This is a genomic window from Maritalea mediterranea, assembly GCF_021568695.1.
Lineage (GTDB): Bacteria > Pseudomonadota > Alphaproteobacteria > Rhizobiales > Devosiaceae > Maritalea > Maritalea mediterranea.
Window position 1 is genome coordinate 265,448 of record NZ_JAKGTI010000002.1, and the last position, 21,609, is coordinate 287,056.

A 21,609-nucleotide genomic window follows, 5' to 3' on the forward strand; every position below is an offset into this window, starting at 1 on the left:
AAGGTGCAATTGGGAAAATACAGTCCAATTACAAGCAATTTTGGAAAAAACTATGCCACGCCCTGCTGGCCAATGTGACCATTTTGCTGGTGCAGCAGATTCAGCAGCTTGGCTTGCGACATCGGGCGGGCAAAATGGAAACCTTGATAGTACTCGCACCCCAAACCCTCAAGAACATGCAAATGGTCGCTTGAACTAATGCCCTGAGCCACCACCCTCAAATTTAGCCCCTGTGCCAATTCCACAATCTTGCGCACCAATATCCGGCTTTGGGTGGAGAAGCGCAGATCGCAGATCAACTCAGAATCCAGCTTCACCGCATAGATCGGCAGTTGATGCAAATGGCTGAAATTGGACAGCCGACCACCAAAATCGTCCAGCGAGATACTAAAGCCAAACCCGGCCAACCGTTCAAGCATCTTCTGGGCCTGTTCGGGCTGGTCATACAAAACATTCTCAGAAATCTCGAAAATGATGCGGTTTGGTGAAATGCCCTTTTGATGGGTGATATCCATCAAAGCCCGCACCACATGTGGTTCAACCACATCTGAAGCGGATAAATTGAAGCTCAATTTGAGATATTTGGTCCAATGCAACATGCAATCGGTGGCTTTTTCGAACAATGCCAGCGTAAGCTTGTTCATCAGCCCCATGGCCTCAGCCACCGGAATAAATGTGTCCGGCAGGATCTCCAGCCCGTCTGGGCGATGCCACCGCGCTAAAGCTTCCACACAAGTCACATTGTTGTTTTCAGCGCTCACCACCGGCTGGAAAATCATCTCCATTTCATCAATAAACTGGCTGTCGCGCAAACCTTGAGCAATCTCCGCAGAGTCGCGGGTTACACGCTCGTGCTTAGGCTCAAAGAGCAACGCATGGCCGAGATGATATGTTTTGGCATAATAAAGCGCGTGATCAGCCCGTTCAAACAAGGTCTCAGGATCACTAGCGTCCACACCGGCGCGCGCAAAACCAAGGGACGCCGATAGCTTGACCTGCACACCACTTTTAAGCACAAACGGCACTTTAAGCGCCGCGCAGATGGCCCGCCCGAGCGCAATAATCTCGTGATCCGTCATTTTTTGCAGGGTGACCAACGCAAATTCATCGCCGCCGACGCGCGCGACAAAAACTTCTTCGCCCAGAAATTCGACTAAACGGTGCGCAATCTTGCGTAGTAGATCATCACCAGATGGGTGGCCATAAATATCGTTAATCGGCTTAAAACCATCGAGATCAATCAGCCCCAACGTTAGTGAATGGCCATCCGAATTTGGAAATTTCCGTCGCAAAAAATGAAAAAATCCGCGGCGGTTATCCAAGTCTGTCAACACATCTTTGTAAGCCAAGAACCGCATCTCTTCCGCCTGAGCCTTGGCATCAGCTTGGGTCTGGTACAACCGCGAGCGTTGATCAATAAAGGTCTCAAAATCACGCCCAAAAAAATGAGTGATAACCGTAATGATTCCAACGATAAATATAAAGTGGAGCGTGAGCGCAGAATGGAACTCAGCAGACCAGACCAAACTGTAGGAAAACATTGGCACGCTTACACTCAAGATAAGCATAAGCGCCGCTTGTCGCAGATAGGCGAGGCAAAACAGCCCGCCCAGCAAGGAGAGCAACACGAAAATACCCACTTCAGTGTAGGATTGTGAATTGTCGTGGGTGCACACGAAAATGGTCCAGCTTGTAAAAACGAAACCCAACAAACCTGCGGAATATGCAACGGTTTGCAGCTTTTTACGGACCTGCTCCGCACTCAAACCAGTCGCTTTAAACCGGACCCAATAGACCAGACGCCAGATAGACAAAGCAATAAGGACGCCACTGCCCACAACAGTTGGCAGATCAAAGCCATGGGCCAATCGCTGTTGTCCGATCACCAGAAGTGCAGAAAATGTAAGGAAATACACAAAAGGCAGGCGAACTTGCATCATGCGCAATTGAGCACGGATCAATGGTTCGTTCGAACCATCAATTGTGAACATGCTCTTTAGCCATGTAACCCACCGCCTAAACAAATTCTTCCCCACCCTCGCTCCAAGATCGGGTAATCTATTTAGATTCGATCAAAGAATAGATTGAATTGCTTAGCTCAATTTGAGCTAAAAACGCTCATTTTGAAAAAATGAAAAACCTCAAAATTAATTAAAATTTTAAACATATAAGTGTAACCAATTAACTAACTGAATTATCAGACAAAATTGAATACAAAACCGGCATTCGAAAATGCCGATTCTTTTGCGTTGCGAAATTGAGGGTTTTAGACTGTAAGATAACGGTCGCGTAAATGCCGTTTGAACACGTCAACATCCAGCACTTCACCGGTCGCATCCTTAACCATCTCATCCATCGACACTGATGACGCGCGATGATGCACATTGGTGCGGAGCCAATTGAAGACCGAAGCAAAGTCGCCCCGGCGCACATCATCATCCCACCCGTCGACTTGGGATTGCAACGCCTGGAACAGTTGCGCTGCCGTCATCGCGCCGATCGTATAGGTGGGGAAGTAGCCCAAAGCCCCGCCAGACCAATGAATATCCTGCATGCAGCCATTGCCCACACAATCGGGCCGCACACCGATATTCTTTTCCATTTCATCATCCCAATAGCCTGGCAAATCAGCCACTTGCAAATCACCGCTCAACAGGGTTTTTTCGATCCGATAACGCAACATCACATGCAGCGGATAGGTCACCTCATCTGCATCCACGCGGATCAAACCGCGTTTTACCCGCAGGATGGAGCGCTTGAAATTCTCCATTTCCCATGCTTCGCCCATCACACCAAATGCCTCGCGCACTTTCGGCAAAGCAAAGGCCAAAAAGGCATCTGACCGGCAAAGCTGCATGTCGAGAAACAGCGACTGGCTTTCATGCATGCTCATGCCGCGCGCCTGCCCCACGGGCTGGCCACGCCAATCCGCCGGCAAGCCTATTTCATACATGGCATGGCCCGTCTCGTGCAGCACTCCATAAAGGCTGGTGGTGAAGGCATGTTCATTATAACGCGTGGTCAGGCGCACATCGCCAGGCACCCCGCCGCAAAACGGATGGGCCGACACATCGATGCGCCCGTGATTAAAATCAAAACCGAGCGCCTCCATAAAGCGACGCCCCAGTGCCTCCTGTGCGCCCACAGGCGTTTCCCCGTCCAGCGGCTTCACCGGGCGATTTGTCTCCTGAAATTCAATCACCTCATCCAGAAAACCGGGCAAGAAGGCGCCCAATTCATCGAAATACTGATCCACCTTGGTTGTGCGCATGCCCGGATCAAATGTGTCCAACTGTGCATCATAGGCGCTCAATCCCAAGGCCTCGGCCTTAGCGTCAGCCGCCTGGCGCACCAGCCCCAACAGCGGCTCAAGTTTGGCCGCAAAGCTCTCGAAATCATTTTCAGGTCGCGCATGCTGCCACACATGGGTGGTCTCGGACTGCGCCTTGCTCAATGCCCGAACCAAATCATTCGGCACCGCGTTGGCGTGCAGATAAACCCGCTCCATCTCTTTAAGATTGGCCGCATCCCAACCATCTAGCTCTTCTTCTTGCGCTTGCGCGATTAGATCACCGAGGTCCGGCGCAGTGTATTTTTCATGGGCCACAGCCGCGAGCGCCGCCAGTTGTTCCCCGCGCACATCAGAAGACCCCTTGGGCATAAAGGTTTCTGCATCCCAACTCAGCATGGATGCTGCCCCCTCAATGGCAGAAATTTGCGCAAAACGATTCTTTAATTCAGCGTAGGCGGCCATGCCCGTCTCCCCAGATATAATGATGGTGCCCGCATCGGCAGGATGTGATGCGGTTGGACCAAACAGTAACGCTTTGTCCCAATTGAACGCAAGAACCTTGTCATACAGAAAAGGGCCCCGCCGCAGCGAGGCCCTTATGCATGTCAGCAATGAAGAATTGGCGTTAGTGCGCCATCAGCACGGGCACTTCGGCTTTGCTCAGCACATCACGCGTCGCCCCGCCAAGCACCCATTCACGGAAACGAGAATGGCCATAACCGCCCATCACGAGCAGATCGGCATCGCTACGCTCAACCTCGTTAAGCAACGCGGCGGCAGCGTCTGACCACCCATTGATGTTTCGCACCTCGACATTCACGCCGTGGCGATCCAAATGGCGGGCGATATCGGCGCCTGGCTCCACGCGACGTTCCTCAGCTGCTTCCTCGTCGCTCACAATTGCGACAGTGACCTGATCTGCCCTTTGCATAAAGGGGATCGCGTCAGCCACGGCGCGCGCGGTTTGCTTTGAATTACGCCAACCCAGCACAATATTATTGTACGGTCCTTTGCTCGCCGGAATGGCGGGCGGCACAAACAGGCAAGCACGCCCGGAATTGAACAACACATTCTCAAATATCTCGGGCTTTTCTGAAAAGTGCTTGTACGGACGTGTCGCGATAAATATATCCGCCAACCGCGCCTCATTGGCGATTGACTGCCCCATATAGGAAGGCGTGGCACTGATCCGGCGCAAATCTGAGCGGAACTCATGCTTGGCGAACCGAGCATCAAGTTCCTTCTCAAATCGATCACCCTGCTCTTCAGCTTCCTGCTGAAGTTCAGCCGCAACCTGCCCTACTGAGAATACGCCGTCACCGGCGCTAACAATATCGGGCAGTTCAACACACAGGAGCCCGGTCAAAAACGCATCATGCTGTTGGGCAATGGGCTCAGCATAGGATAGGCGCACCTCATCCTCTTTTGTCCCATCCAAATATACCATTACATCTTTGATCATCATGACCTCCTGAGCTGATCTCTCTGTAACCATATATTGCGCCTTTCAGGCGGCGTTGCCTTGATCTGTATCAAAGCCGCAAGCCGGACCAATGTACGCCGGATGCAGAACCTAAGCCGCCTTATATTTTGGCGATGATTTTTCCCGCGCGGCCTTCAGCGCATCGGCCCACCACACCAGATCGTCAAGCAAATCATCGGCTTTTGGCCCAATGATCTTATCAATGGCCGACATCTCTTGATTGTCGCCCATAGGGCTGACTTTCATAAATTCCCCGCCGCCAATGTGCACGGTCTCGCGGATGGGCGCCATCTGAAGTTCTGCGACGATACCACGCAAATGTTCGACAGCGCGAGATGCGCCGACCCCGCCATAGCCGACAAACGCCGCGGGCTTTCGCACCCATTCAAGATACGCCTGATCCAGCGCATTTTTCAGCACAGCAGGAATGGAGTGGTTATATTCGGCCGTCACGAAAATAAACCCATCATATTTGGCCAGCTTTTGCTGCCATTGTACGGCGCGTGCGTCCTCTGACGGCGCCCACAAATTGGTGGCTTTTTCGTTGAAGAACGGCAGATCAAAATCGCGCAGATCGATCAAATCAGCCTCAATCGAGTCATGCTTATTCGCTTTGTCCAAAATCCATTTCGCTGGTTTCTCGGCAAATCGACTATCGCGTGTTGTCGACATGATGATTCCGATCTTGAGCATATATCTCTCCTACATTTCCGAAAGCGCGCAGCAATACGCCCTGCGCATCAATGATGATGGAAGAGAAACGATTGCCCCGTCAGATCAGTTCCGCAATCAGATGATCAAAAAGATGTTACTTGCCCAATGCCTTATTATATTGGCGCACCGCCTCAGCGAAGCCCATCAGCAGTGCATCTGCAGTGATCCCATGGCCGATAGAGACTTCGTGCAGTTCCGGCATCATTTCTTTGAACGCGGGCAGGTTTTCCAAAGTCAGATCATGGCCCGCATTAATGCCAAGCCCCGCTGCCTGCGCCGCCTGCGCGGTCACCTGCATGCGGTGCAAATGATGGTCACCTTCAGGCGTACCGAAGCTGGCCCCGTAGGGGCCCGTATAGATTTCAATGCGGTCCGCCCCAATCTCTGCCGCATCCGGCGGCACGCTGGGGTCTTCATCCACAAACAATGAAACGCGAATACCAGCGTCCTTCATCCGTTTAATAGCTGGCACCAAAAGATTATGGGCGCCACGCACATCCCACCCATGGTCGGACGTGGCCTGATCTGGCGAATCTGGCACAAAGGTCACCTGGTCGGGCTTATTGGCGATCACGAGATCGAGAAACTCATCATCCGGGTAGCCTTCAATATTGAATTCCTTATCCGGATATTCATCCTTCACCAACGCCGCCAACTCCGGCACATCAGACCGGCGAATATGCCGCTCATCGGGCCGCGGGTGCACGGTGATTCCGTCAGCGCCTGCATCCAGCACCACGCGCCCCATGCCCACCACACTGGGCCAGGGCAAATCACGTTGGTTACGCAACAAGGCAACCTTGTTCAAATTGACTGAAAGCGCGGTCATAGCTGCTCCGGAGACACACGAAAAGAGAAATTGTTCCAACCAATCGGTAAGGTAATTTGCTGAAACTGGCAACCTCACTATTGGTCAATTGCAACAGCGAAATGACAAATCCGCAACCGAACGGTTTCAGTCCAAAGCGATTTGTCTTTTGCCCGACCGATGCCTATAAAAGCGTCACCGTCCCTGTCGTAAAAGCAAATATATGTCCTATCCCCGCATTATCTTTATGCGCCACGGCGAGACCGAATGGAATCTTGCCGGCCGCGCCCAAGGCCACCTCAATTCTCCCCTCACCGAAAAAGGCCGCGCCCAAGCGCAAAAGCTTGGCGAAATCCTGAAACGAGAGCTGGGCTCTCCTGAAGGCTTTGCCCAAATGGTAAGCCCTATTGGCCGCACACTGGAAACCGCTGAAAACATCAAAAAGCACTTCCCGTTTGACCCAACGCCAATTGATTTGCTCAAGGAAATCGATCTGGGCAAGTTGAGCGGCCTCAACCGTGCGGAGATGGACGCGCAATATCCCGACCATATGGCAGGCAAGCCGGATTATGACTGGTATTTCGGCGCCCCAGGCGGCGAGACCATGGGCGAAATGCGCATGCGCGCGGGCAAATGGCTTGATAGCTTGACCGGCCCCACCATCGCCGTGGCCCATGGTCAGATCGGCAAGGTGATCCGCGGCATTTATCTTGGCCTAAGTGACGAGCAGATCTTGCGCCTGAAAGAGCCGCAAGGCGTGGTGCATATGCTGGATGACGGCAAAGAAACCATCTGGACATAAAAAAGGCGGCCCCAGGCCGCCTTTTCTCTGATGATCACGATGAGCTTACATGCCCTCTTTGCCACGTGAAATGGCGGTGAGGCCCGTTCGAACCACCTCAACAAGGCCCAACGGCTGCATCAAAGAGATAAACTGCTCGACCTTTGTGGGACGACCGGTAATCTCAAACACGAAGCTCTCTATTGAAGCGTCCACCACATTGGCGCGAAACGCTTCGGCCAGACGCAAAGTCTCTACCCGATTTTCGCCTTTGCCCGCCACTTTAATTAGGGCCAGCTCACGTTCCAACGAATTGCCTTCAGCGGTCAAATCATGCACGCGGTGCACCGGCACAAGGCGTTCCAATTGAAGCTTGATCTGCGATAAAACCTTTGGCGTAGCGACCGTAACAATGGTGATGCGCGAGCGGTGACGATCATGCTCGGTTTCTGAAACCGTCAGACTGTCAATGTTAAACCCGCGGGCGGAGAAAAGCCCCACAACCCGGGCAAGAACACCCGGCTCGTTGTCAACAAGAACGGTCAGAGTGTGACGTTCAACGCTTTGGCTGCGTTCCAAATCCCAACTTGGCTTAAACAAGGACCTTCCCCTTCTCATCAATAATGTTGCCGATATCTGCCGTATCCGGCAAAAGGATCTCATTGTGCGCCTTGCCCGACGGGATCATCGGCAGGCAGTTTTCTTCCTTGGTCACGCGGCAATCAAACAGCACCGGCTTGTCCACTTCGATCATTTCCATGATCTTGTCGTCCAGCTCCTTGGGGTCATCGCACATAATGCCATAGGCCCCGAACGCTTCTGCCATTTTCACAAAGTCCGGCAAGCTGTCGGAATAAGAATTGGAATAACGCCCGCCATGCAGCAATTCCTGCCACTGGCGCACCATGCCCATATATTCATTGTTCAAAATGAAAATCTTGATCGGCAGCCCATATTGAACCGCGGTCGACATTTCCTGCATGGTCATTTGCACGCTGGCTTCACCGGCAATATCAATCACCAACGCATCGCGGTGCGCCACCTGCACGCCAACAGCAGCTGGTAAGCCATAACCCATGGTGCCGAGGCCACCAGACGTCATCCAGCGGTTTGGCTGATTAAAGTGGAAATGCTGCGCCGCCCACATCTGGTGCTGACCAACTTCTGTGGTGATGTAAACATCCCGCTCTTTGGTCAACTGATAAAGGCGTTCAATTGCATATTGCGGCTTGATCACATCATCTGAATTTTCATAGCGCAGGGATTTCACCTCACGCCATTGATCAATCTGCTTGAGCCAGGGCTGAATATCCTCCGTGCGCGGTGCGTTGGTTTTGGACCGCCACAAGCGCACCATTTCTTCCAGCACATGGCCGCAATCGCCCACAATCGGCAAATCCACCAAAATGTTCTTGTTGATTGAGGACGGATCAATATCGATATGGATTTTGCGCGAATTTGGCGAGAAGGCATCAACGCGGCCGGTGATCCGGTCATCAAACCGGGCGCCAACGCAAATCATCAGATCGCAATCATGCATCGCCATATTGGCTTCGTACGTGCCGTGCATGCCCAACATGCCCAGCCATTGCTCGCCATCTGCCGGATAGGCGCCAAGGCCCATCAGGGTTGAGGTGACAGGAAAGCCCGTCAGCTCCGCAATCTCGCGCAAAGATTTAGTCGCATCATCGCCTGAGTTGATCACGCCGCCGCCTGTGTAAAACACCGGACGTTCGGCCTTAAGCATCATGTCCACAGCGATCTTGATCGCGTCCAGCTCGCCTTCCATTTGCGGCTTATAGGTCGGGTGGCTGGAAATATTCGGGTTGGCATAATTGCCCAGGGCAAACTGCACATCCTTTGGAATATCGATCACCACCGGGCCGGGCCGACCTGAAGTGGCCACATAAAAGGCCTCATGCAAAATGCGTGGCAAATCCTCAACCGACTTCACCAGATAATTGTGCTTGGTGCAATTGCGGGTGATGCCAACCGTGTCGCACTCCTGAAAGGCGTCCGAGCCAATCAAAGGCGTGGGCACCTGCCCGGTAATGCAGACCATGGGGATGGAATCAAGAAGCGCATCGGTCAGGCCAGTCACCGCGTTGGTTGCACCGGGACCGGAGGTCACCAGCACCACTCCACATTTGCCGGTTGAACGGGCATAGCCTTCTGCGGCATGGGTTGCGCCCTGCTCGTGCCGCACAAGAATGTGCTCGATCTTATCATTTTGAAAAATCGCGTCATAAATTGGCAGCACTGCCCCACCCGGATAGCCGAAAATATGTTCGACTCCCTGATCGATCAGCGCCTGAATGACCATTTCTGCCCCGGTCATTTGCTCAGCCATAGCTCTTCTTTCTCCTCACGCCCTAATGCAATTTTTTCAAACTGCGCTTCGCCAATTTGATTGGCCATAAAAAAAGGCCCCTTTTGGGACCTTGGCATGCACCGACACTCACGAACCTCACTTAGATGTTCGCGCCGCCGGTGCCACTAATCACGAGTACGAGTGCCTGATGCATCTTCTGCCTCAATAAATTACGTTGGACATATTGGTAGAGCGAGAGGAATCATTGGTCAAGTACCAATTTCGCCCCAACCGTCCATTTCAGCAGGATTGAAATTCGCTCTTCCCCCACTTGACCGTTCGATTCAAATTGAAAAGACTGCGCGAAACATTCCCTCCTGATCCCAATCATCTAGAAAGTCGCGTTATGAGCAATTTCAATCTGGACACTGTCACTTCTCATATTGAGCAGGACTTCGACAATAGCGTGAACCGCCTGATCGAATGGCTGAAAATCCCCTCTGTCTCCACTGATCCGGCTTATAATGACGATGTGCGCAAAGCCGCCGACTGGATGATTAATGAGCTCAAGGGCATGGGTTTCGACATCAAGCTGATCGAAACCGAAGGGCACCCCGTTGTGTTTGCCGAGCGCAAATCATCGAACAAAGACGCGAAGACCCTGCTTTATTACGGCCACTATGATGTACAGCCCGGCGATCCATTTGAACTGTGGGACACGGCGCCATTTGAACCGGCCATTGTCGACAGCCCCCACGGCAAGAAAATCGTTGCCCGCGGCGCCGAGGACGATAAAGGCCAGGTGATGACCTTTATCGAAGCCTTCCGCGCTTATGTCGCCACCCATGATGCTTTGCCTTGCCACATCAAGATCATGCTGGAAGGCGAAGAGGAAACCGGCAGTCCCAGCCTTGAGAAATTCCTGAATGACAATAAGGACATTCTGGGGGCCGATATTTGCGTGGTATGTGATACGGCCATGTGGGACATTGATACGCCTGCCATCACCTATTCATTGCGCGGTCTGGTCGATGCGCAAGTCAGCATCAAGGGCCCTAGTCGTGACTTGCACTCTGGTCTATATGGCGGCGCGGTGATCAACCCGCTCCACGCTTTGGCCAATATTGTCTCGCAACTGCACGACGACGAAGGCAAAGTGCAAATCCCACATTTCTACGACAAAGTGCCGCCCCTCACCGACGCCGAGCGCGCCAATCTGGCTGCGCTCAATTTCGACGAGAACGCGTTTTTGGGTGAAATCGACCTATCGCAACCAGCAGGCGAAGCCGGCTACAGCACCATTGAACGCACCTATGCCCGGCCGACGTGCGATGTGAACGGCATGTGGGGTGGTTATATCGGCGAAGGCCACAAAACGGTGATTGCCTCAGAGGCCCATGTGAAGCTTTCTTGCCGCCTGGTGGGCGATCAGGACCCTGTCGACATCGCCAAAAACATCGAAAAATTCTTTAAGGATAGACTGCCTGAAGACTTCACCATGAAATTCCACACTTTTGGTGCGGCCTATGCCTTAAAGCTGCCCATCGACAGCCCCTATCTCAATGCGGCACAGGAAGGGTTGCGCACCGAATATGGCCGCGACACCAAAATGATCGGCATGGGCGGTTCTATCCCAGCAGTCGGCGCCATCAAGAATATTCTAGGGCTGGACAGTGTGATGGTGGGCTTTGGCCTGTCTGACGACAATATCCACAGCCCGAACGAGAAATATGAACTCACTTGCCTGCGCCGGGGCATCCGCTCCCACGCGGCGATTTTGCATGAGATTGCGAAAGTCTAACCTATGGCCGACCTCAGCAAATCTGAACAACGGGTGGACGCGGTGTTGCGCGCCCACCAACTCACCACTGAAATTGTGCAATTGGATGGCAACGCCCACACTGCCCAGCAAGCAGCGGATGCGCTGGGCATTGAAGTGGCACAGATCGTCAAATCACTGGTGTTTCGCGGCGCGGAAAGCGACAAGGCCTTTCTGCTGCTGGTGTCCGGTGCCAATAGGGTGCATGAAAAGCGGGCTGGACGACAGATCGGTGAAAAGCTGGGCCGCGCCGATGCTGATTTTGTGCGCGAACATACCGGTTTCGCGATCGGCGGCGTGTCGCCGTTGGGCGCCACGGGCCAAGTGGAAATCTTTATTGATGAAACACTGTTTCAATATGACGAAATCTGGGCCGCTGCGGGCCATCCACGTTCCGTTTTCCCCACCCATGCCGAAGAACTGGTGACACTCACAGGAGCGCAAAAAATAAATGTATTGTAATATAAAAAAGCTCTTGCTTGTGCTTAGCACATTGGCCTTTTCAACCAGTCCCGCCCTCGCGAAAAATTTGTCCGCCAGTTATTTAGCGAAGTTTTTCGGACCGATTCAGGAACGCTCCATCGCCGAAAACCGCGAATATTGCGGCTATTTCGGTCTGGACGCCGCGGGCAAGTTGATCGCCACAAAACCTAAACGCGGGCGTGCGGACAGTTGCAGCGCCAACCCGAGCGACAATATGGTGGTAGTGTTCGCCTCATACCACACCCATGGTGCGTTCCATATTGATGCAGATTCTGAAACGCCATCATCCGACGATCTGGAAGCAGATATATACGAAGAGGTCGACGGTTATGTTGCAACGCCGGGCGGTCGAATCTGGAAAAATGATTGGGATCGTGGACGTGCATTCCTGTTGTGCGGCCGCAATTGTACCATTTCCGACCCGGATTATGACAACCAGGCCTTTCCCACTGTCAATAACAGCTACACACTGGACGGGCTCTATGATCGGGACGATATGTCTTACTAGTCCAGCCTATGCCCCTGCCCGTGACGCCCCCCCCTTGCGCAAATTGGGGTCAACATCGCCCCCGCTGCCATCACGAAATTGGCAAAGCCGAAGATTAACGCTGGTTGCGGGATGGACCGCACCTTGGATACAATCGACATACGCCCTCTACTGATCCATCCCGCAAAATTAAAAGGGATTATGGCTTAAAAAGCTTACCCCTATTTATAAACCGCGCCTTCGTCAAATACGCGGCCTTTACCCACCTCATGGTAGGTGACAAACACATTATCCTTGAGACCCAACTCCTCGCTTAATGAACGACCTGCTGCTTCAAGCGTCGCCTCAATCGCTGCATCGTCTTTGCCTTCAAGACACAGAAGCGTAGCGACAGGTGGATGGGTTTTGGCCGGCTGTTGCAACGCCCCGCCATGGCCGCCCACCACATAATGGTCGGGTTCGATTTCCTGCCAAGTGGCTGAGACATATTCCACCGGACAGTGATAGGCCTCCGCAATGGCAATGCAGGTTCTGCGCAACGCCTCGGGCACATTCACGCTGGCAGGTTACGGCAGGGCTTTCACATGAAGTACAGGCATAGTGACCTCCTTATGGCTCAGCGCCTATTCAAATGGATCAATCCAGCGCCAATCCTTCATTCGGTTGCGAAACCAGGTGCGTTGACGCTTGGCATATTGTCGCGTGGCGGTGATGGCTTTGTCCATCGCCTCATCCAAACTCATTTCATCACGCATCACGGCGGCCAACTCCGGCACGCCAATGGCGCGCATGGCGGGCAGGCTCGGGTCGAGCTCACGGGCCAACAATGCCTTCACCTCGTCCATGGCCGGCCCTGCCATCATCAGTTCAAACCTTTTGGCTATACGCGCGCGCAGCAGCTCGCGTTCCGGGTTGAGCACAATTTTTTCTGTCGCCCAGTCCTTGATCAGGCTGGGGGCATTGTCATCATCCTGCCAATCAGCTAGAGAACGATTTGTGGCTTCCATCACCGAGATGGCCCGGGCCACGCGCTGCGGATCCGGGGCATTCAATCGCGCTGCCATCTTGGGATCTTTGTCCGCAAGATAGGCCGCGCGTTCATCGTCGCTCATGGGTTGAATCACTGCTTCAACTTCTTGAATCACTTCTTGAGCTATTTCGGGTATCTGGGCGAATCCATTTATCAAGGCATCAAAATAAAGCCCTGTACCGCCAACAAAAATCAGCTCCCGTCCAGATTGGGCCGCCTCGCGGACAAGTGGCGCCACATCATCCAGCCAGGCCCCGGTGGAATAACGCACTGCGGGGTCCACATGGCCGAACAATTCATGTTTGGCCTGGGCCAACTCCTCTGTCGAAGGCCTTGCAGTCAGCACGTTTAGAACATCATATACCTGCATGGAATCGGTATTGACGATCAACGCGTCCGAAGCCTGTGCACGCTCAATGGCATATGCCGTCTTGCCGCTGGCCGTTGGACCCGCTATCAACAATGCGCGTTGCATATTCACCCCATCAACCCAAAGCAGGAAACTAAATGTCCGTTTTAGTGCTTTCCACCAACCCCGCCAACCCCGAACTGGATAATGACCTGGTCAATCAGGTTAAAAGCGATATTGGCGGCCAACTCAACTGGCTGCAGCAGGACGTCGCCTGCGAACTGATCCAAATCAAAGCCAAGGACGGACTGGAGACAGCACAGACGGCATTTGCCAATCATGCGGTAGATGTCAATCTGGTCGAGGATCAAAAGCGCCGGAAGCGGCTTTTGATTGCCGATATGGACAGCACCATGATCAATGAAGAATGCATTGATGAATTGGGCGATGCGTTGGGCATTAAAGCTGAAATAGCCGAAATCACGGCCCGTGCCATGCGTGGCGAATTGGATTTTGAGGCGGCGCTGAACGCCCGGGTGAAGCTGTTGAAAGGCTTGCCGCTGGACCGCATTAAAGAGGTGCGGCGCGAACAGATTTCTTACGCGCCAGGCGGCCGGGTGCTGGTGCAAACCATGCGTGCCTATGGCGCCTATACGGCACTCGTTTCTGGCGGCTTCACGCTGTTTGCTGATTATTTCGCCAAGCGGATCGGCTTTGACGAAGCGACGGCCAACATACTGGAATTTGAAGATGATATTTTGACCGGCACCGTCGCGCGGCCGATTGTGGGGCAGGACACCAAATTGGAAAAATTACATGGTCTTGCCAAGGCCCATAAATTGGACCTCAGCCAAACCATGGCGGTGGGCGATGGCGCTAATGATCTGAAAATGATCAAAGCCGCAGGTATGGGCGTGGCTATTCATGCCAAGCCGGTGGTCGCTGCCGAAGCGCAATATTGCTTCAACCATTCCGACCTGACCGGTCTGCTCTTCCTGCAAGGCTTCGCAGACGAAGATTTTATCCGCTAGCGCTATTTGTTCAAACGGATCGCAACGAACCGTCGATTGCCAATCGGGTCAGCAATTTTGAGCAAGATGACTTCCCGACCGGTCTCAATGGCGGTGCCCAGCAGGGTGCGCAATTCTGCGGCGGTAAAGATCGATTGCTGATTGACTTCCACCACGCGATGGCCAGCGCGGATGCCCTTTTCTTCCGCGTCGCTTTGCGGCAGCACCAGCGTGATCAGCACGCCTTCTGTTTCAGCGCCCAAGCCATATTTCTTGCGGTTTTCCGGGTTTAAATCCTCAAACTCAAATCCGAGCATTTCGTCCATACCTTCAGGCGGCTGGTCCATGGGCATGTCTTGTAAATCAGCCAGTGGATTCTCTTGGGCCAAAAGCCCCAATTCGATTTCAAAGATTTCCTTTTGGCCCCGCCGCTCAACGACAACATCGACGCGCTTGCCCACGTCTGTTTCCGCAACGAAACGGGGCAAATCCCGCATCCGTTCAATCTGACGCCCGTCAAATTCAAGGATCAAATCACCTTCTTGCAGGATGCCGAAGGAGGGCCCTTCGGGATCCACAGACAGCACCAACGCCCCGTTATTGTTGGGACGCCCCAGGCTGAGTGCGATATCTTCAGACACATCCTGAATACCGATACCAAGCCAGCCGCGGCGAGTTTCCCCAAATTCAATCAATTGGCGGATCACCGGCTTGGCCAAATTGATCGGGATCGAAAACCCAATGCCAAGCGAACCGCCGGTACGGGAAATAATGGCGGTGTTGATGCCCACCACTTCGCCATCGACATTGAACAGCGGGCCACCCGAATTGCCCTGATTGATGGCGGCATCGGTTTGAATAAAATTATCGTAAGGGCCCGAATTAATATCGCGATTGCGGGCGGAGACAATCCCGGCGCTGATGGAGCCGCCAAGGCCGAACGGATTGCCAATCGCCATCACCCAATCGCCAATCTCCGCCGCATCGGAATCGCCAAGGCGCACCGCAGGCAGATTGCGGTTGGATTCAACCTTCAAAACGGCAATGTCAGTCTTCTGATCCACCCCTAAAATGCGGGCACGCAGGCGTGTGCCGTCCACAAAGGAGGCCCAGATTTCCGTGGCCCCTTCAATCACATGATAGTTCGTCACAATCGTGCCTTCGGCATCGATCACAAAGCCAGAGCCGAGCGACCGGCTTTCCAACGGTTCTTCATGCTCAAAATCGGGCTCTTGAAACCGCTCAAAAAGGTCCATGAGCGGCGAATTCTCGGGCAATTCGGGAAACTCAAAGCCAAGATCACGACGCGTGGCCATGCGCGTGGTGGATATGTTCACAACGGCAGGTTGAAGCTCTTTCACGAGCGGGGCGAAGGATACGGGCCCCTGCCCTTGCGCCATGAAAGGCAGCATAGCCATAAAAAAAACAGCAAGCGCCAAGCGCGCCGCTGTTCTCAGCTTCAACTCAAATAAACGCATTTGGGCCCTCCCTGCCTTAAAATGCTGTGCCCGCCGATCGTTTAAACCGCACGCAACCAGACCACCACAATAAAGCCTATGATGGCTGTTGTAATCCCGATCACGCGAATTTGTGATTCAGGTGTTTCCAGCAATACAGCAATTGCCCGCTTCATTTGTTGTGGAAGGGCCGCATAAAGCAGCCCTTCCAAACAGATGGCCAAAGCCAACGCAATGAAAAGATCTTTCATTACTGCCCCGTGGGTTGATCTTCACTCGCTTCCGCTTGTGGAACGGGTGTAGTCGCCTCAGGTGTTTGGGGGTCTGGAACATTTTCAAATGTCCCGACACTGTCAGACCTGAAATATTGGAAGAACTCGGAATTCGGGCTCAACAACATGGTTGTGCCGGTCCCCTGCAATGCGCTGCGATAAGACTGCATTGAGCGATAGAATTCAAAGAACTCCGCATCTTTAGTAAAGGCCTCAGCAAAAATCCGGTTCCGCTCGGCGTCACCTTCACCACGCAGGATATCCGCATCCCGCTGTGCCGTGGCGACAATCTCAACGGCCTGACGGTCAGCTTGCGCCCGCAAAGTTTGGGCCAGCTCTTGACCGCGAGCCCGCAAGCGCGCCGCTTCGGCCAAACGTTCAGCCTTCATCCGATCAAAGGTCTGCTGTGACACTTCGGCGGTCAAGTCTGTGCGGATAATCCGAACGTCAACCACCTCAAGACCGATCACCTCAAGCTCATCAGAGACCTGCGCCTGCACTTCGCGCATCATGGACGTCCGCTCTTCAGACAAGGCGTCTTCAAACTGGCGCAAACCATAAACGTCACGCAATGCGTTTTCCAAACGTGTATCGATACGTTGTTCAGCAGTTGCAATGGAGCCAAACACAGACTCACGGAAACGGGTCGGATCGACAATGCGGTAGGTGATGAATGCATCAACCACGTAGAATTTACCGCCAGAAACCTGCACCCGCAGATCTTCCAATTCATAGCGCAAAATCCGGTCATCAATGATCTGAACCGTTTCTACAAAATTGGTCGGCAGTTTGAAGTTCAACCCCGGTTCGGTTTCAACCCGCACAATCTCACCAAAGCGCAGAACAATTGCCTGTTGGCGCTCATTCAGCACAAAGATCGAGGAGAATAACAAATAGATCGCGACAATCGCGACGACAATAGCAATAATTGCACGATTACCCATGATTATCTCCCCGCATTCGAGTTGCTGCGCTTTTGCACTTCAGGCAGCGGCAGATACGGCACGACACCGGTGCCCCCCTCGCCACTTTCCATAATCACTTTCTCAGACTGGGAAAGAACACTTTCCATCGTCTCAAGGAACAAGCGTTTACGGGTTACTTCAGGCGCTTTTGCATATTCTTCATAAACGGAGACAAAGCGGGCAGCCTCACCTTCAGCCTGTTTGACTACACGGTCCTTATAGGCAGCAGCTTCTTCGCGCAATTGCGCAGCTTCACCACGGGCCTGACCCAAACGGGTGTTGGCATATTGACGTGCTTCTTCCTGGAAGCGGTCTTCGTCCTGCTCGGCACGCTGCACTTCATCAAACGCATCCGCCACCTCATTCGGGGGCGCCGCATCTTCGATTGAAATACCAGCAATATTGATGCCCGCACCGTATTCATCCAGAATGCTTTGGGTAATTTTCTCAACGTCAACCGCAATCTCTGTACGCTTATCACGGAATACGTCTTGAGCCGGCCGACGGCCAACTACTTCGCGCATCGCACTTTCAGCCACCCGACGGATCACGCCATCTGGATCCCGTACGTTGAACAAATAGGCAGCAGGATCAGAAATGCGCCACAGCACAGAAAAGCCCAAATCAACGATGTTCTGGTCACCGGTAAGCATCAGACCTTCACTGAATTGGCCAGAACGGCCCGAACTACGGATAGAACCAATCCGCGTTTGGTTTTGCGTGGTGGTCACCTTTTCCACCGTTTCAATCGGCCAGAAATGGAAATGCAAACCAGATTGCGAGAGTTCCTGCTTTGGCTGACCAAACAGCAACTCCACGCCCACTTCCTGCGCGTCCACCGTATAAATGCTTTGATACAGCCAAAACACGACAATCAGCGCCAGAATGGCCAGCAAGCCTAGCCGTCCACCGGGCACACCGCCCTTAAATTGTTCGCGGCTTTGCTTGAACAATTCTTCAATGTTTGGACCATTTGGGCGTCGGGGTCCACCGCCACCGCCGGAGCCGCTACCGCTAGGGCCTTGCCCCCACGGTCCGCCACTATTGTTTTCATTCCAAGGCATTTCTTACCCTTCAGTTAGAATAGATGTGTGTCGTCTATATAGGAAACCTAGCGCTTTCAATCAATCGCCGCGCCAAATTAGTTTTGGCGTTCATAGGTAGCAATATAGTAAGTTTCGGTATCCCGTTCATGTGGTTCAAAGCTCGGCCGATCCACCTCAACCCAACTCTTGTCAATTTTGGGGAAGACCGTATCGCCATCAGGTGCCGCGTCAATGTGGGTGATATAAAGCCGATCAGCGCGATCAATGGTCGCTTCGTAGATCTCACCACCTCCAATGATCATGATTTCATCCACCTTGTCCGCGCGCGCGATGTGCTTGGCGTGGTCAATCGCCGCATCCAGATCATTAATGACCAAAACGCCGTCCGGCTGATAGTCCTTGCGCCGGGTTACCACTATGTTGGTGCGCCCGGGCAAAGGCCGCCCAACGGTTTCAAACTGCTTTCGCCCCATCACCATCGGCTTGCCCATGGTGGTGGCTTTGAAAAATTTGAAATCAGAGGGCAAATACCATGGCATATCGCCGTCGATCCCTATAATATGATTTTGCGGCACAGCGGCGATCAACGCAATTTTAACATCATCTTGTGCGGCCATTATTGCTCATCCTGCGGTAAATATTTAAACCATTTGCGCGTCACAGCGTCTTCAATATCAATCCCATTATGTTGGACAAAAAGCAAAAGCTGCGCAAACACGTCTGCCACTTCTGCTTCCATTGATGCGCGTGCATTTTCCGGCGTGCGCGCTGCATCAAACCGGCCTCTTTGGGTCATACGCAAATAGGCGGCCGTCAGCTCACCCAATTCTTCATTTAATTTAAGCAAGTACCAGTCATCGTCGCGCGCAATGTTGCATCTTTCGGCGTAAGTGTCAGATACTCTTGAAATTTTATCCGTCAAACGATCAAGCGTTTCAGCATTCATACCGCGATTGGCGCCTTGATGGTCGGATGTGGATCATAGCCTTCGAACGCGAAATCTTCATAAACAAAATCAAAAATGGAGGTGCGCGCCTCATTGATGATCAATTTTGGCAAGGGACGCGGTGCCCGCGTGAGCTGCAGCCGCACCTGATCAAAATGATTGTGGTAGATGTGGGCGTCGCCGAAGGAGTGGACAAATTCGCCAACTTTCAAACCCGTCACCTGCGCCACCATATGGGTGAGCAACGCATAGGACGCGATATTAAAGGGCACGCCCAGAAAAATATCCGCCGAGCGCTGATAGAGTTGGCAGGACAATTTGCCCTCGGCCACAAAGAATTGGAACAAGCAGTGACAGGGGGGCAACGCCATATTGTCCACCTCTGCCGGGTTCCAGGCCGTCACAATATGTCGGCGCGAGTTGGGATTGTTTTTGATGCCCTCAATCAGTTTTGTGATCTGATCAATACTTTCCCCGTTGGGCGCGGGCCAGGACCGCCATTGCGACCCGTATACGGGCCCCAAATCGCCATTTTCATCAGCCCAATCATCCCAGATGCGGACCTTATTGTCCTGCAAATATTTGATGTTGGTTTCACCCATCAAAAACCACAGCAGCTCATGAATGATAGAGCGCAAATGCAGTTTTTTGGTTGTGACCAGCGGGAAACCTTTTTCAAGGTCAAACCGCATTTGATAGCCGAATACGCCGCGCGTGCCGGTGCCCGTACGGTCGCCCCGGTCCACGCCATTTTCCATCACATGAGACAATAGGTCTAAATAAGCTTGCATAGCACCGATAATAAGCGATTCTTTTGGCCCTGTACGGCAAAATCGGTGCTTTTACCCACCTTCGCTAACGGCCCAAGGTCGGCCAGTTTGCGTCCGCCTGCTTGATAAAACCGGGTATATCCGCAAACCATAATTTTTGAACATTCTGGTCAAAGTTCAAATAGAGTTTGCCATTTTCAATATGCCAAACCTCCGGATCGCCTTTTGCCAAATAGCCTTTGGCCGCCGCATAGGCACAATGTCCGCCATATTGAGGCGCATATCTCTCGGGGTCCGCGGCATACATGTCTCGGTTTTCAACGCTGGCAAAGCGCCAAATGGCGCCCCCATAATCTAAAGTAATGTCAGGACTGCCCTTAATAGCCTGCCCCTCAGTGAAATAGGTCACACTGTCATAGCCCCCCACAGCCGTATCGGGCACCAGACCTGTATAAATCCTGCCGGTTTGCGCCATAGCTGGGTAAACAGCCAACCCACTTGCCCCGATCAGGGCAAGTCCAATAAACACACGTCGATCCATTAAATCCTCCCGGCTATTGATGCGTTTTTATGGCACGGGCTGGGAGGACGGTGTGGTCAAACCGGATCACAATTTTGCGAGCAACGCCGTCCCCGCTACGAAGTGACGTTTGCAAGCTAACATTGACGCTTAAACTCAGCCAAAGACGCCCAGTTTTCCGGTTTTCTTGGCACAGAGATAATAGAAGGTCAGCCGCTCTTTCATGCGGTCCGCTTTCATGTCCTGCGCAACTTCGGCAATAACTGCGTCCAACTTGTCATCGCTATCTTTCAGACCAAGCTTCTTTTTCAAAAAGTTCTCGCGAACAGTTTTCAACTCTTTCGGGTCAGAGGTCGACACATAGGCGCTATCACGCTTGGACAACACCAACCGATAGGTTTTCGCCATTTTGTCCACAATGGCCGGGTCGGCCGCAGGGTCATATTTTTGGATTTCCGCCAAATGATTGCTCATCTTCATTTCCTCTTCTACACCTATCGCCGCAACGCAGGAGCCTCCCCCGGTAAACGACTGTTAACTTTTAAACATTTCCACAGCTTCATGAAGGTGTAAAGACTGTTTAACGTTCGCCACCCCTTTGCAATCTGACAAAAAGCTCCTATATATGAGGTGCTGGCAACAGCTATGGCGATAAATGGAAATCGTAATAAACCATTCGGACCCGGGGGCGGTACCCGGCGCCTCCACCAAATTTTCAGCAAGGCTGATGTGGCCGCTAGAACGCTGAAATATGGGGGCGAAATAGGATCGACGAGGGTGTAAAGGATTGTCTTTCGCTCGGCATGGTACCACCGTATCGGACCATTATGATAGTTGCAAATGACAACTTCGCTGAGGCACGTCTAGCTGCGTAATGCGGTTCGACACCTCGAATTAAAGCCCTTTTCCTCTAGCAAGGACTAGGCGGGGTCCGCAGGCACCTGGCAACAGAAGCCTGCATTTTACCTTCTAATTAATTCGAACCTTATGGTTTCATCCCCTTGCATTTCATGGCAAATTAAGTCTGTTATGCAGCTCTAGAGATTCTCGACAGCAAAAAGGTGCG

General features: G+C 52.7%; 23 protein-coding genes and 1 other RNA gene. 6 read left to right on the forward strand and 18 right to left on the reverse strand.

Annotated elements, in window-relative coordinates:
• Positions 1-50 precede the first annotated feature (50 nt).
• The 5 genes from L1I42_RS10315 to L1I42_RS10335 form a co-directional block, all read right to left on the reverse strand.
• On the reverse strand, positions 51-1,991 hold the full coding sequence (locus L1I42_RS10315) for a putative bifunctional diguanylate cyclase/phosphodiesterase (RefSeq protein ID WP_236114445.1): 1,941 nt from the start codon (positions 1,989-1,991) through the stop codon (positions 51-53).
• 275 nt (positions 1,992-2,266) lie between these two features.
• On the reverse strand, positions 2,267-3,754 hold the full coding sequence (locus L1I42_RS10320) for a carboxypeptidase M32 (RefSeq protein WP_236114446.1): 1,488 nt from the start codon (positions 3,752-3,754) through the stop codon (positions 2,267-2,269).
• A gap of 163 nt (positions 3,755-3,917) precedes the next feature.
• Complete coding sequence (locus L1I42_RS10325; protein WP_236114447.1) at positions 3,918-4,754, reverse strand: universal stress protein; 837 nt, start codon at positions 4,752-4,754, stop codon at positions 3,918-3,920.
• A gap of 111 nt (positions 4,755-4,865) precedes the next feature.
• On the reverse strand, positions 4,866-5,468 hold the full coding sequence (locus L1I42_RS10330) for an NADPH-dependent FMN reductase (protein WP_236114448.1): 603 nt from the start codon (positions 5,466-5,468) through the stop codon (positions 4,866-4,868).
• Between the two features lie 115 nt (positions 5,469-5,583).
• Complete coding sequence (locus L1I42_RS10335; protein ID WP_236114449.1) at positions 5,584-6,318, reverse strand: pyridoxine 5'-phosphate synthase; 735 nt, start codon at positions 6,316-6,318, stop codon at positions 5,584-5,586.
• Between the two features lie 202 nt (positions 6,319-6,520).
• On the opposite strand from L1I42_RS10335, the gene L1I42_RS10340 reads away from it, so the two are divergent.
• Entirely contained in the window at positions 6,521-7,099 is a 579-nt protein-coding gene (locus L1I42_RS10340) for a histidine phosphatase family protein (protein WP_236114450.1), read from the forward strand.
• Between the two features lie 45 nt (positions 7,100-7,144).
• Here L1I42_RS10340 and ilvN read toward each other — a convergent pair whose 3' ends face one another.
• Entirely contained in the window at positions 7,145-7,678 is a 534-nt protein-coding gene (ilvN, locus tag L1I42_RS10345; protein WP_236114451.1) for an acetolactate synthase small subunit, read from the reverse strand.
• Complete coding sequence (locus L1I42_RS10350) at positions 7,671-9,428, reverse strand: acetolactate synthase 3 large subunit (RefSeq protein ID WP_236114452.1); 1,758 nt, start codon at positions 9,426-9,428, stop codon at positions 7,671-7,673. The genes ilvN and L1I42_RS10350 overlap by 8 nt, the downstream gene beginning before the upstream one ends.
• 367 nt (positions 9,429-9,795) lie before the next feature.
• Between L1I42_RS10350 and L1I42_RS10355 the strand changes: the two genes are divergently transcribed.
• From L1I42_RS10355 to L1I42_RS10365, 3 genes are read left to right on the forward strand one after another with little or no spacing between them, the layout of a single operon-like run.
• Positions 9,796-11,190 (forward strand): dipeptidase, encoded by a 1,395-nt coding sequence (locus L1I42_RS10355; protein WP_236114453.1) that lies wholly within the window; start codon positions 9,796-9,798, stop codon positions 11,188-11,190.
• Positions 11,191-11,193: 3 nt separating this feature from the next.
• Complete coding sequence (locus L1I42_RS10360; protein WP_236114454.1) at positions 11,194-11,670, forward strand: YbaK/EbsC family protein; 477 nt, start codon at positions 11,194-11,196, stop codon at positions 11,668-11,670.
• Positions 11,660-12,199: a DUF4329 domain-containing protein gene (locus L1I42_RS10365; protein ID WP_236114455.1), complete on the forward strand. Its 540-nt coding sequence runs from the start codon at positions 11,660-11,662 to the stop codon at positions 12,197-12,199. Before L1I42_RS10360 ends, L1I42_RS10365 begins: the two co-directional genes overlap by 11 nt.
• Before the next feature lie 200 nt (positions 12,200-12,399).
• On the opposite strand, the gene L1I42_RS10370 is transcribed toward L1I42_RS10365, so the two are convergent.
• Positions 12,400-12,735: a tautomerase family protein gene (locus L1I42_RS10370; RefSeq protein WP_236114456.1), complete on the reverse strand. Its 336-nt coding sequence runs from the start codon at positions 12,733-12,735 to the stop codon at positions 12,400-12,402.
• 66 nt (positions 12,736-12,801) lie between these two features.
• On the reverse strand, positions 12,802-13,683 hold the full coding sequence (gene miaA / locus L1I42_RS10375; protein ID WP_236114457.1) for a tRNA (adenosine(37)-N6)-dimethylallyltransferase MiaA: 882 nt from the start codon (positions 13,681-13,683) through the stop codon (positions 12,802-12,804).
• Between the two features lie 32 nt (positions 13,684-13,715).
• On the opposite strand from miaA, the gene serB reads away from it, so the two are divergent.
• Positions 13,716-14,588, forward strand: coding sequence for a phosphoserine phosphatase SerB (gene serB, locus L1I42_RS10380; protein WP_236114458.1), 873 nt, complete (start codon positions 13,716-13,718; stop codon positions 14,586-14,588).
• A gap of 2 nt (positions 14,589-14,590) precedes the next feature.
• On the opposite strand, the gene L1I42_RS10385 is transcribed toward serB, so the two are convergent.
• From L1I42_RS10385 to L1I42_RS10425, 9 genes are all read right to left on the reverse strand, one after another.
• A complete protein-coding gene (locus L1I42_RS10385) occupies positions 14,591-16,045 on the reverse strand; it encodes a Do family serine endopeptidase (protein WP_236114459.1) in 1,455 nt (484 codons plus the stop codon).
• 41 nt (positions 16,046-16,086) lie between these two features.
• On the reverse strand, positions 16,087-16,275 hold the full coding sequence (locus L1I42_RS10390; RefSeq protein ID WP_236114460.1) for a DUF2065 domain-containing protein: 189 nt from the start codon (positions 16,273-16,275) through the stop codon (positions 16,087-16,089).
• Positions 16,275-17,240, reverse strand: coding sequence for a protease modulator HflC (hflC, locus tag L1I42_RS10395; protein ID WP_236114461.1), 966 nt, complete (start codon positions 17,238-17,240; stop codon positions 16,275-16,277). Before hflC ends, L1I42_RS10390 begins: the two co-directional genes overlap by 1 nt.
• Before the next feature lie 2 nt (positions 17,241-17,242).
• Positions 17,243-18,325 carry an FtsH protease activity modulator HflK gene (hflK, locus tag L1I42_RS10400; protein ID WP_236114462.1) on the reverse strand — a complete coding sequence of 361 codons (1,083 nt, stop codon included), beginning with the start codon at positions 18,323-18,325 and terminating at the stop codon, positions 17,243-17,245.
• A 77-nt stretch (positions 18,326-18,402) separates the two neighbouring features.
• On the reverse strand, positions 18,403-18,924 hold the full coding sequence (locus L1I42_RS10405) for a dihydrofolate reductase (RefSeq protein ID WP_236114463.1): 522 nt from the start codon (positions 18,922-18,924) through the stop codon (positions 18,403-18,405).
• Positions 18,924-19,253, reverse strand: coding sequence for a MazG nucleotide pyrophosphohydrolase domain-containing protein (locus tag L1I42_RS10410; protein ID WP_236114464.1), 330 nt, complete (start codon positions 19,251-19,253; stop codon positions 18,924-18,926). Before L1I42_RS10410 ends, L1I42_RS10405 begins: the two co-directional genes overlap by 1 nt.
• Positions 19,250-20,044, reverse strand: a complete 795-nt coding sequence (locus L1I42_RS10415) for a thymidylate synthase (protein WP_236114465.1) — start codon at positions 20,042-20,044, stop codon at positions 19,250-19,252. The genes L1I42_RS10410 and L1I42_RS10415 overlap by 4 nt, the downstream gene beginning before the upstream one ends.
• Positions 20,045-20,108: 64 nt before the next feature.
• Entirely contained in the window at positions 20,109-20,564 is a 456-nt protein-coding gene (locus tag L1I42_RS10420) for a YHS domain-containing (seleno)protein (RefSeq protein WP_236114466.1), read from the reverse strand.
• A gap of 135 nt (positions 20,565-20,699) precedes the next feature.
• The gene (locus L1I42_RS10425) at positions 20,700-21,017 is read right to left on the reverse strand and encodes a DUF2853 family protein (protein WP_236114467.1); all 318 of its coding nucleotides are present in this window, start codon (positions 21,015-21,017) and stop codon (positions 20,700-20,702) included.
• Between the two features lie 119 nt (positions 21,018-21,136).
• Between L1I42_RS10425 and ssrA the strand changes: the two genes are divergently transcribed.
• Positions 21,137-21,505, forward strand: a transfer-messenger RNA (tmRNA) gene (gene ssrA / locus L1I42_RS10430).
• Positions 21,506-21,609: the final 104 nt, after the last annotated feature.

Excerpts from the sequence above, each read along its gene's own strand:
- L1I42_RS10315 (WP_236114445.1), bottom strand. The coding sequence starts at position 1,991 with ATGTTCACAATTGATGGTTCGAACGAACCATTGATCCGTGCTCAATTG.
- L1I42_RS10320 (WP_236114446.1), bottom strand. The coding sequence starts at position 3,754 with ATGGCCGCCTACGCTGAATTAAAGAATCGTTTTGCGCAAATTTCTGCC.
- L1I42_RS10325 (WP_236114447.1), bottom strand. The coding sequence starts at position 4,754 with ATGATCAAAGATGTAATGGTATATTTGGATGGGACAAAAGAGGATGAG.
- L1I42_RS10330 (WP_236114448.1), bottom strand. The coding sequence starts at position 5,468 with ATGCTCAAGATCGGAATCATCATGTCGACAACACGCGATAGTCGATTT.
- L1I42_RS10335 (WP_236114449.1), bottom strand. The coding sequence starts at position 6,318 with ATGACCGCGCTTTCAGTCAATTTGAACAAGGTTGCCTTGTTGCGTAAC.
- L1I42_RS10340 (WP_236114450.1), top strand. The coding sequence starts at position 6,521 with ATGTCCTATCCCCGCATTATCTTTATGCGCCACGGCGAGACCGAATGG.
- L1I42_RS10350 (WP_236114452.1), bottom strand. The coding sequence starts at position 9,428 with ATGGCTGAGCAAATGACCGGGGCAGAAATGGTCATTCAGGCGCTGATC.
- L1I42_RS10355 (WP_236114453.1), top strand. The coding sequence starts at position 9,796 with ATGAGCAATTTCAATCTGGACACTGTCACTTCTCATATTGAGCAGGAC.
- L1I42_RS10360 (WP_236114454.1), top strand. The coding sequence starts at position 11,194 with ATGGCCGACCTCAGCAAATCTGAACAACGGGTGGACGCGGTGTTGCGC.
- L1I42_RS10365 (WP_236114455.1), top strand. The coding sequence starts at position 11,660 with ATGTATTGTAATATAAAAAAGCTCTTGCTTGTGCTTAGCACATTGGCC.
- miaA (WP_236114457.1), bottom strand. The coding sequence starts at position 13,683 with ATGCAACGCGCATTGTTGATAGCGGGTCCAACGGCCAGCGGCAAGACG.
- serB (WP_236114458.1), top strand. The coding sequence starts at position 13,716 with ATGTCCGTTTTAGTGCTTTCCACCAACCCCGCCAACCCCGAACTGGAT.
- L1I42_RS10385 (WP_236114459.1), bottom strand. The coding sequence starts at position 16,045 with ATGCGTTTATTTGAGTTGAAGCTGAGAACAGCGGCGCGCTTGGCGCTT.
- L1I42_RS10390 (WP_236114460.1), bottom strand. The coding sequence starts at position 16,275 with ATGAAAGATCTTTTCATTGCGTTGGCTTTGGCCATCTGTTTGGAAGGG.
- hflC (WP_236114461.1), bottom strand. The coding sequence starts at position 17,240 with ATGGGTAATCGTGCAATTATTGCTATTGTCGTCGCGATTGTCGCGATC.
- hflK (WP_236114462.1), bottom strand. The coding sequence starts at position 18,325 with ATGCCTTGGAATGAAAACAATAGTGGCGGACCGTGGGGGCAAGGCCCT.
- L1I42_RS10405 (WP_236114463.1), bottom strand. The coding sequence starts at position 18,924 with ATGGCCGCACAAGATGATGTTAAAATTGCGTTGATCGCCGCTGTGCCG.
- L1I42_RS10410 (WP_236114464.1), bottom strand. The coding sequence starts at position 19,253 with ATGAATGCTGAAACGCTTGATCGTTTGACGGATAAAATTTCAAGAGTA.
- L1I42_RS10415 (WP_236114465.1), bottom strand. The coding sequence starts at position 20,044 with ATGCAAGCTTATTTAGACCTATTGTCTCATGTGATGGAAAATGGCGTG.
- L1I42_RS10420 (WP_236114466.1), bottom strand. The coding sequence starts at position 20,564 with ATGGATCGACGTGTGTTTATTGGACTTGCCCTGATCGGGGCAAGTGGG.
- L1I42_RS10425 (WP_236114467.1), bottom strand. The coding sequence starts at position 21,017 with ATGAGCAATCATTTGGCGGAAATCCAAAAATATGACCCTGCGGCCGAC.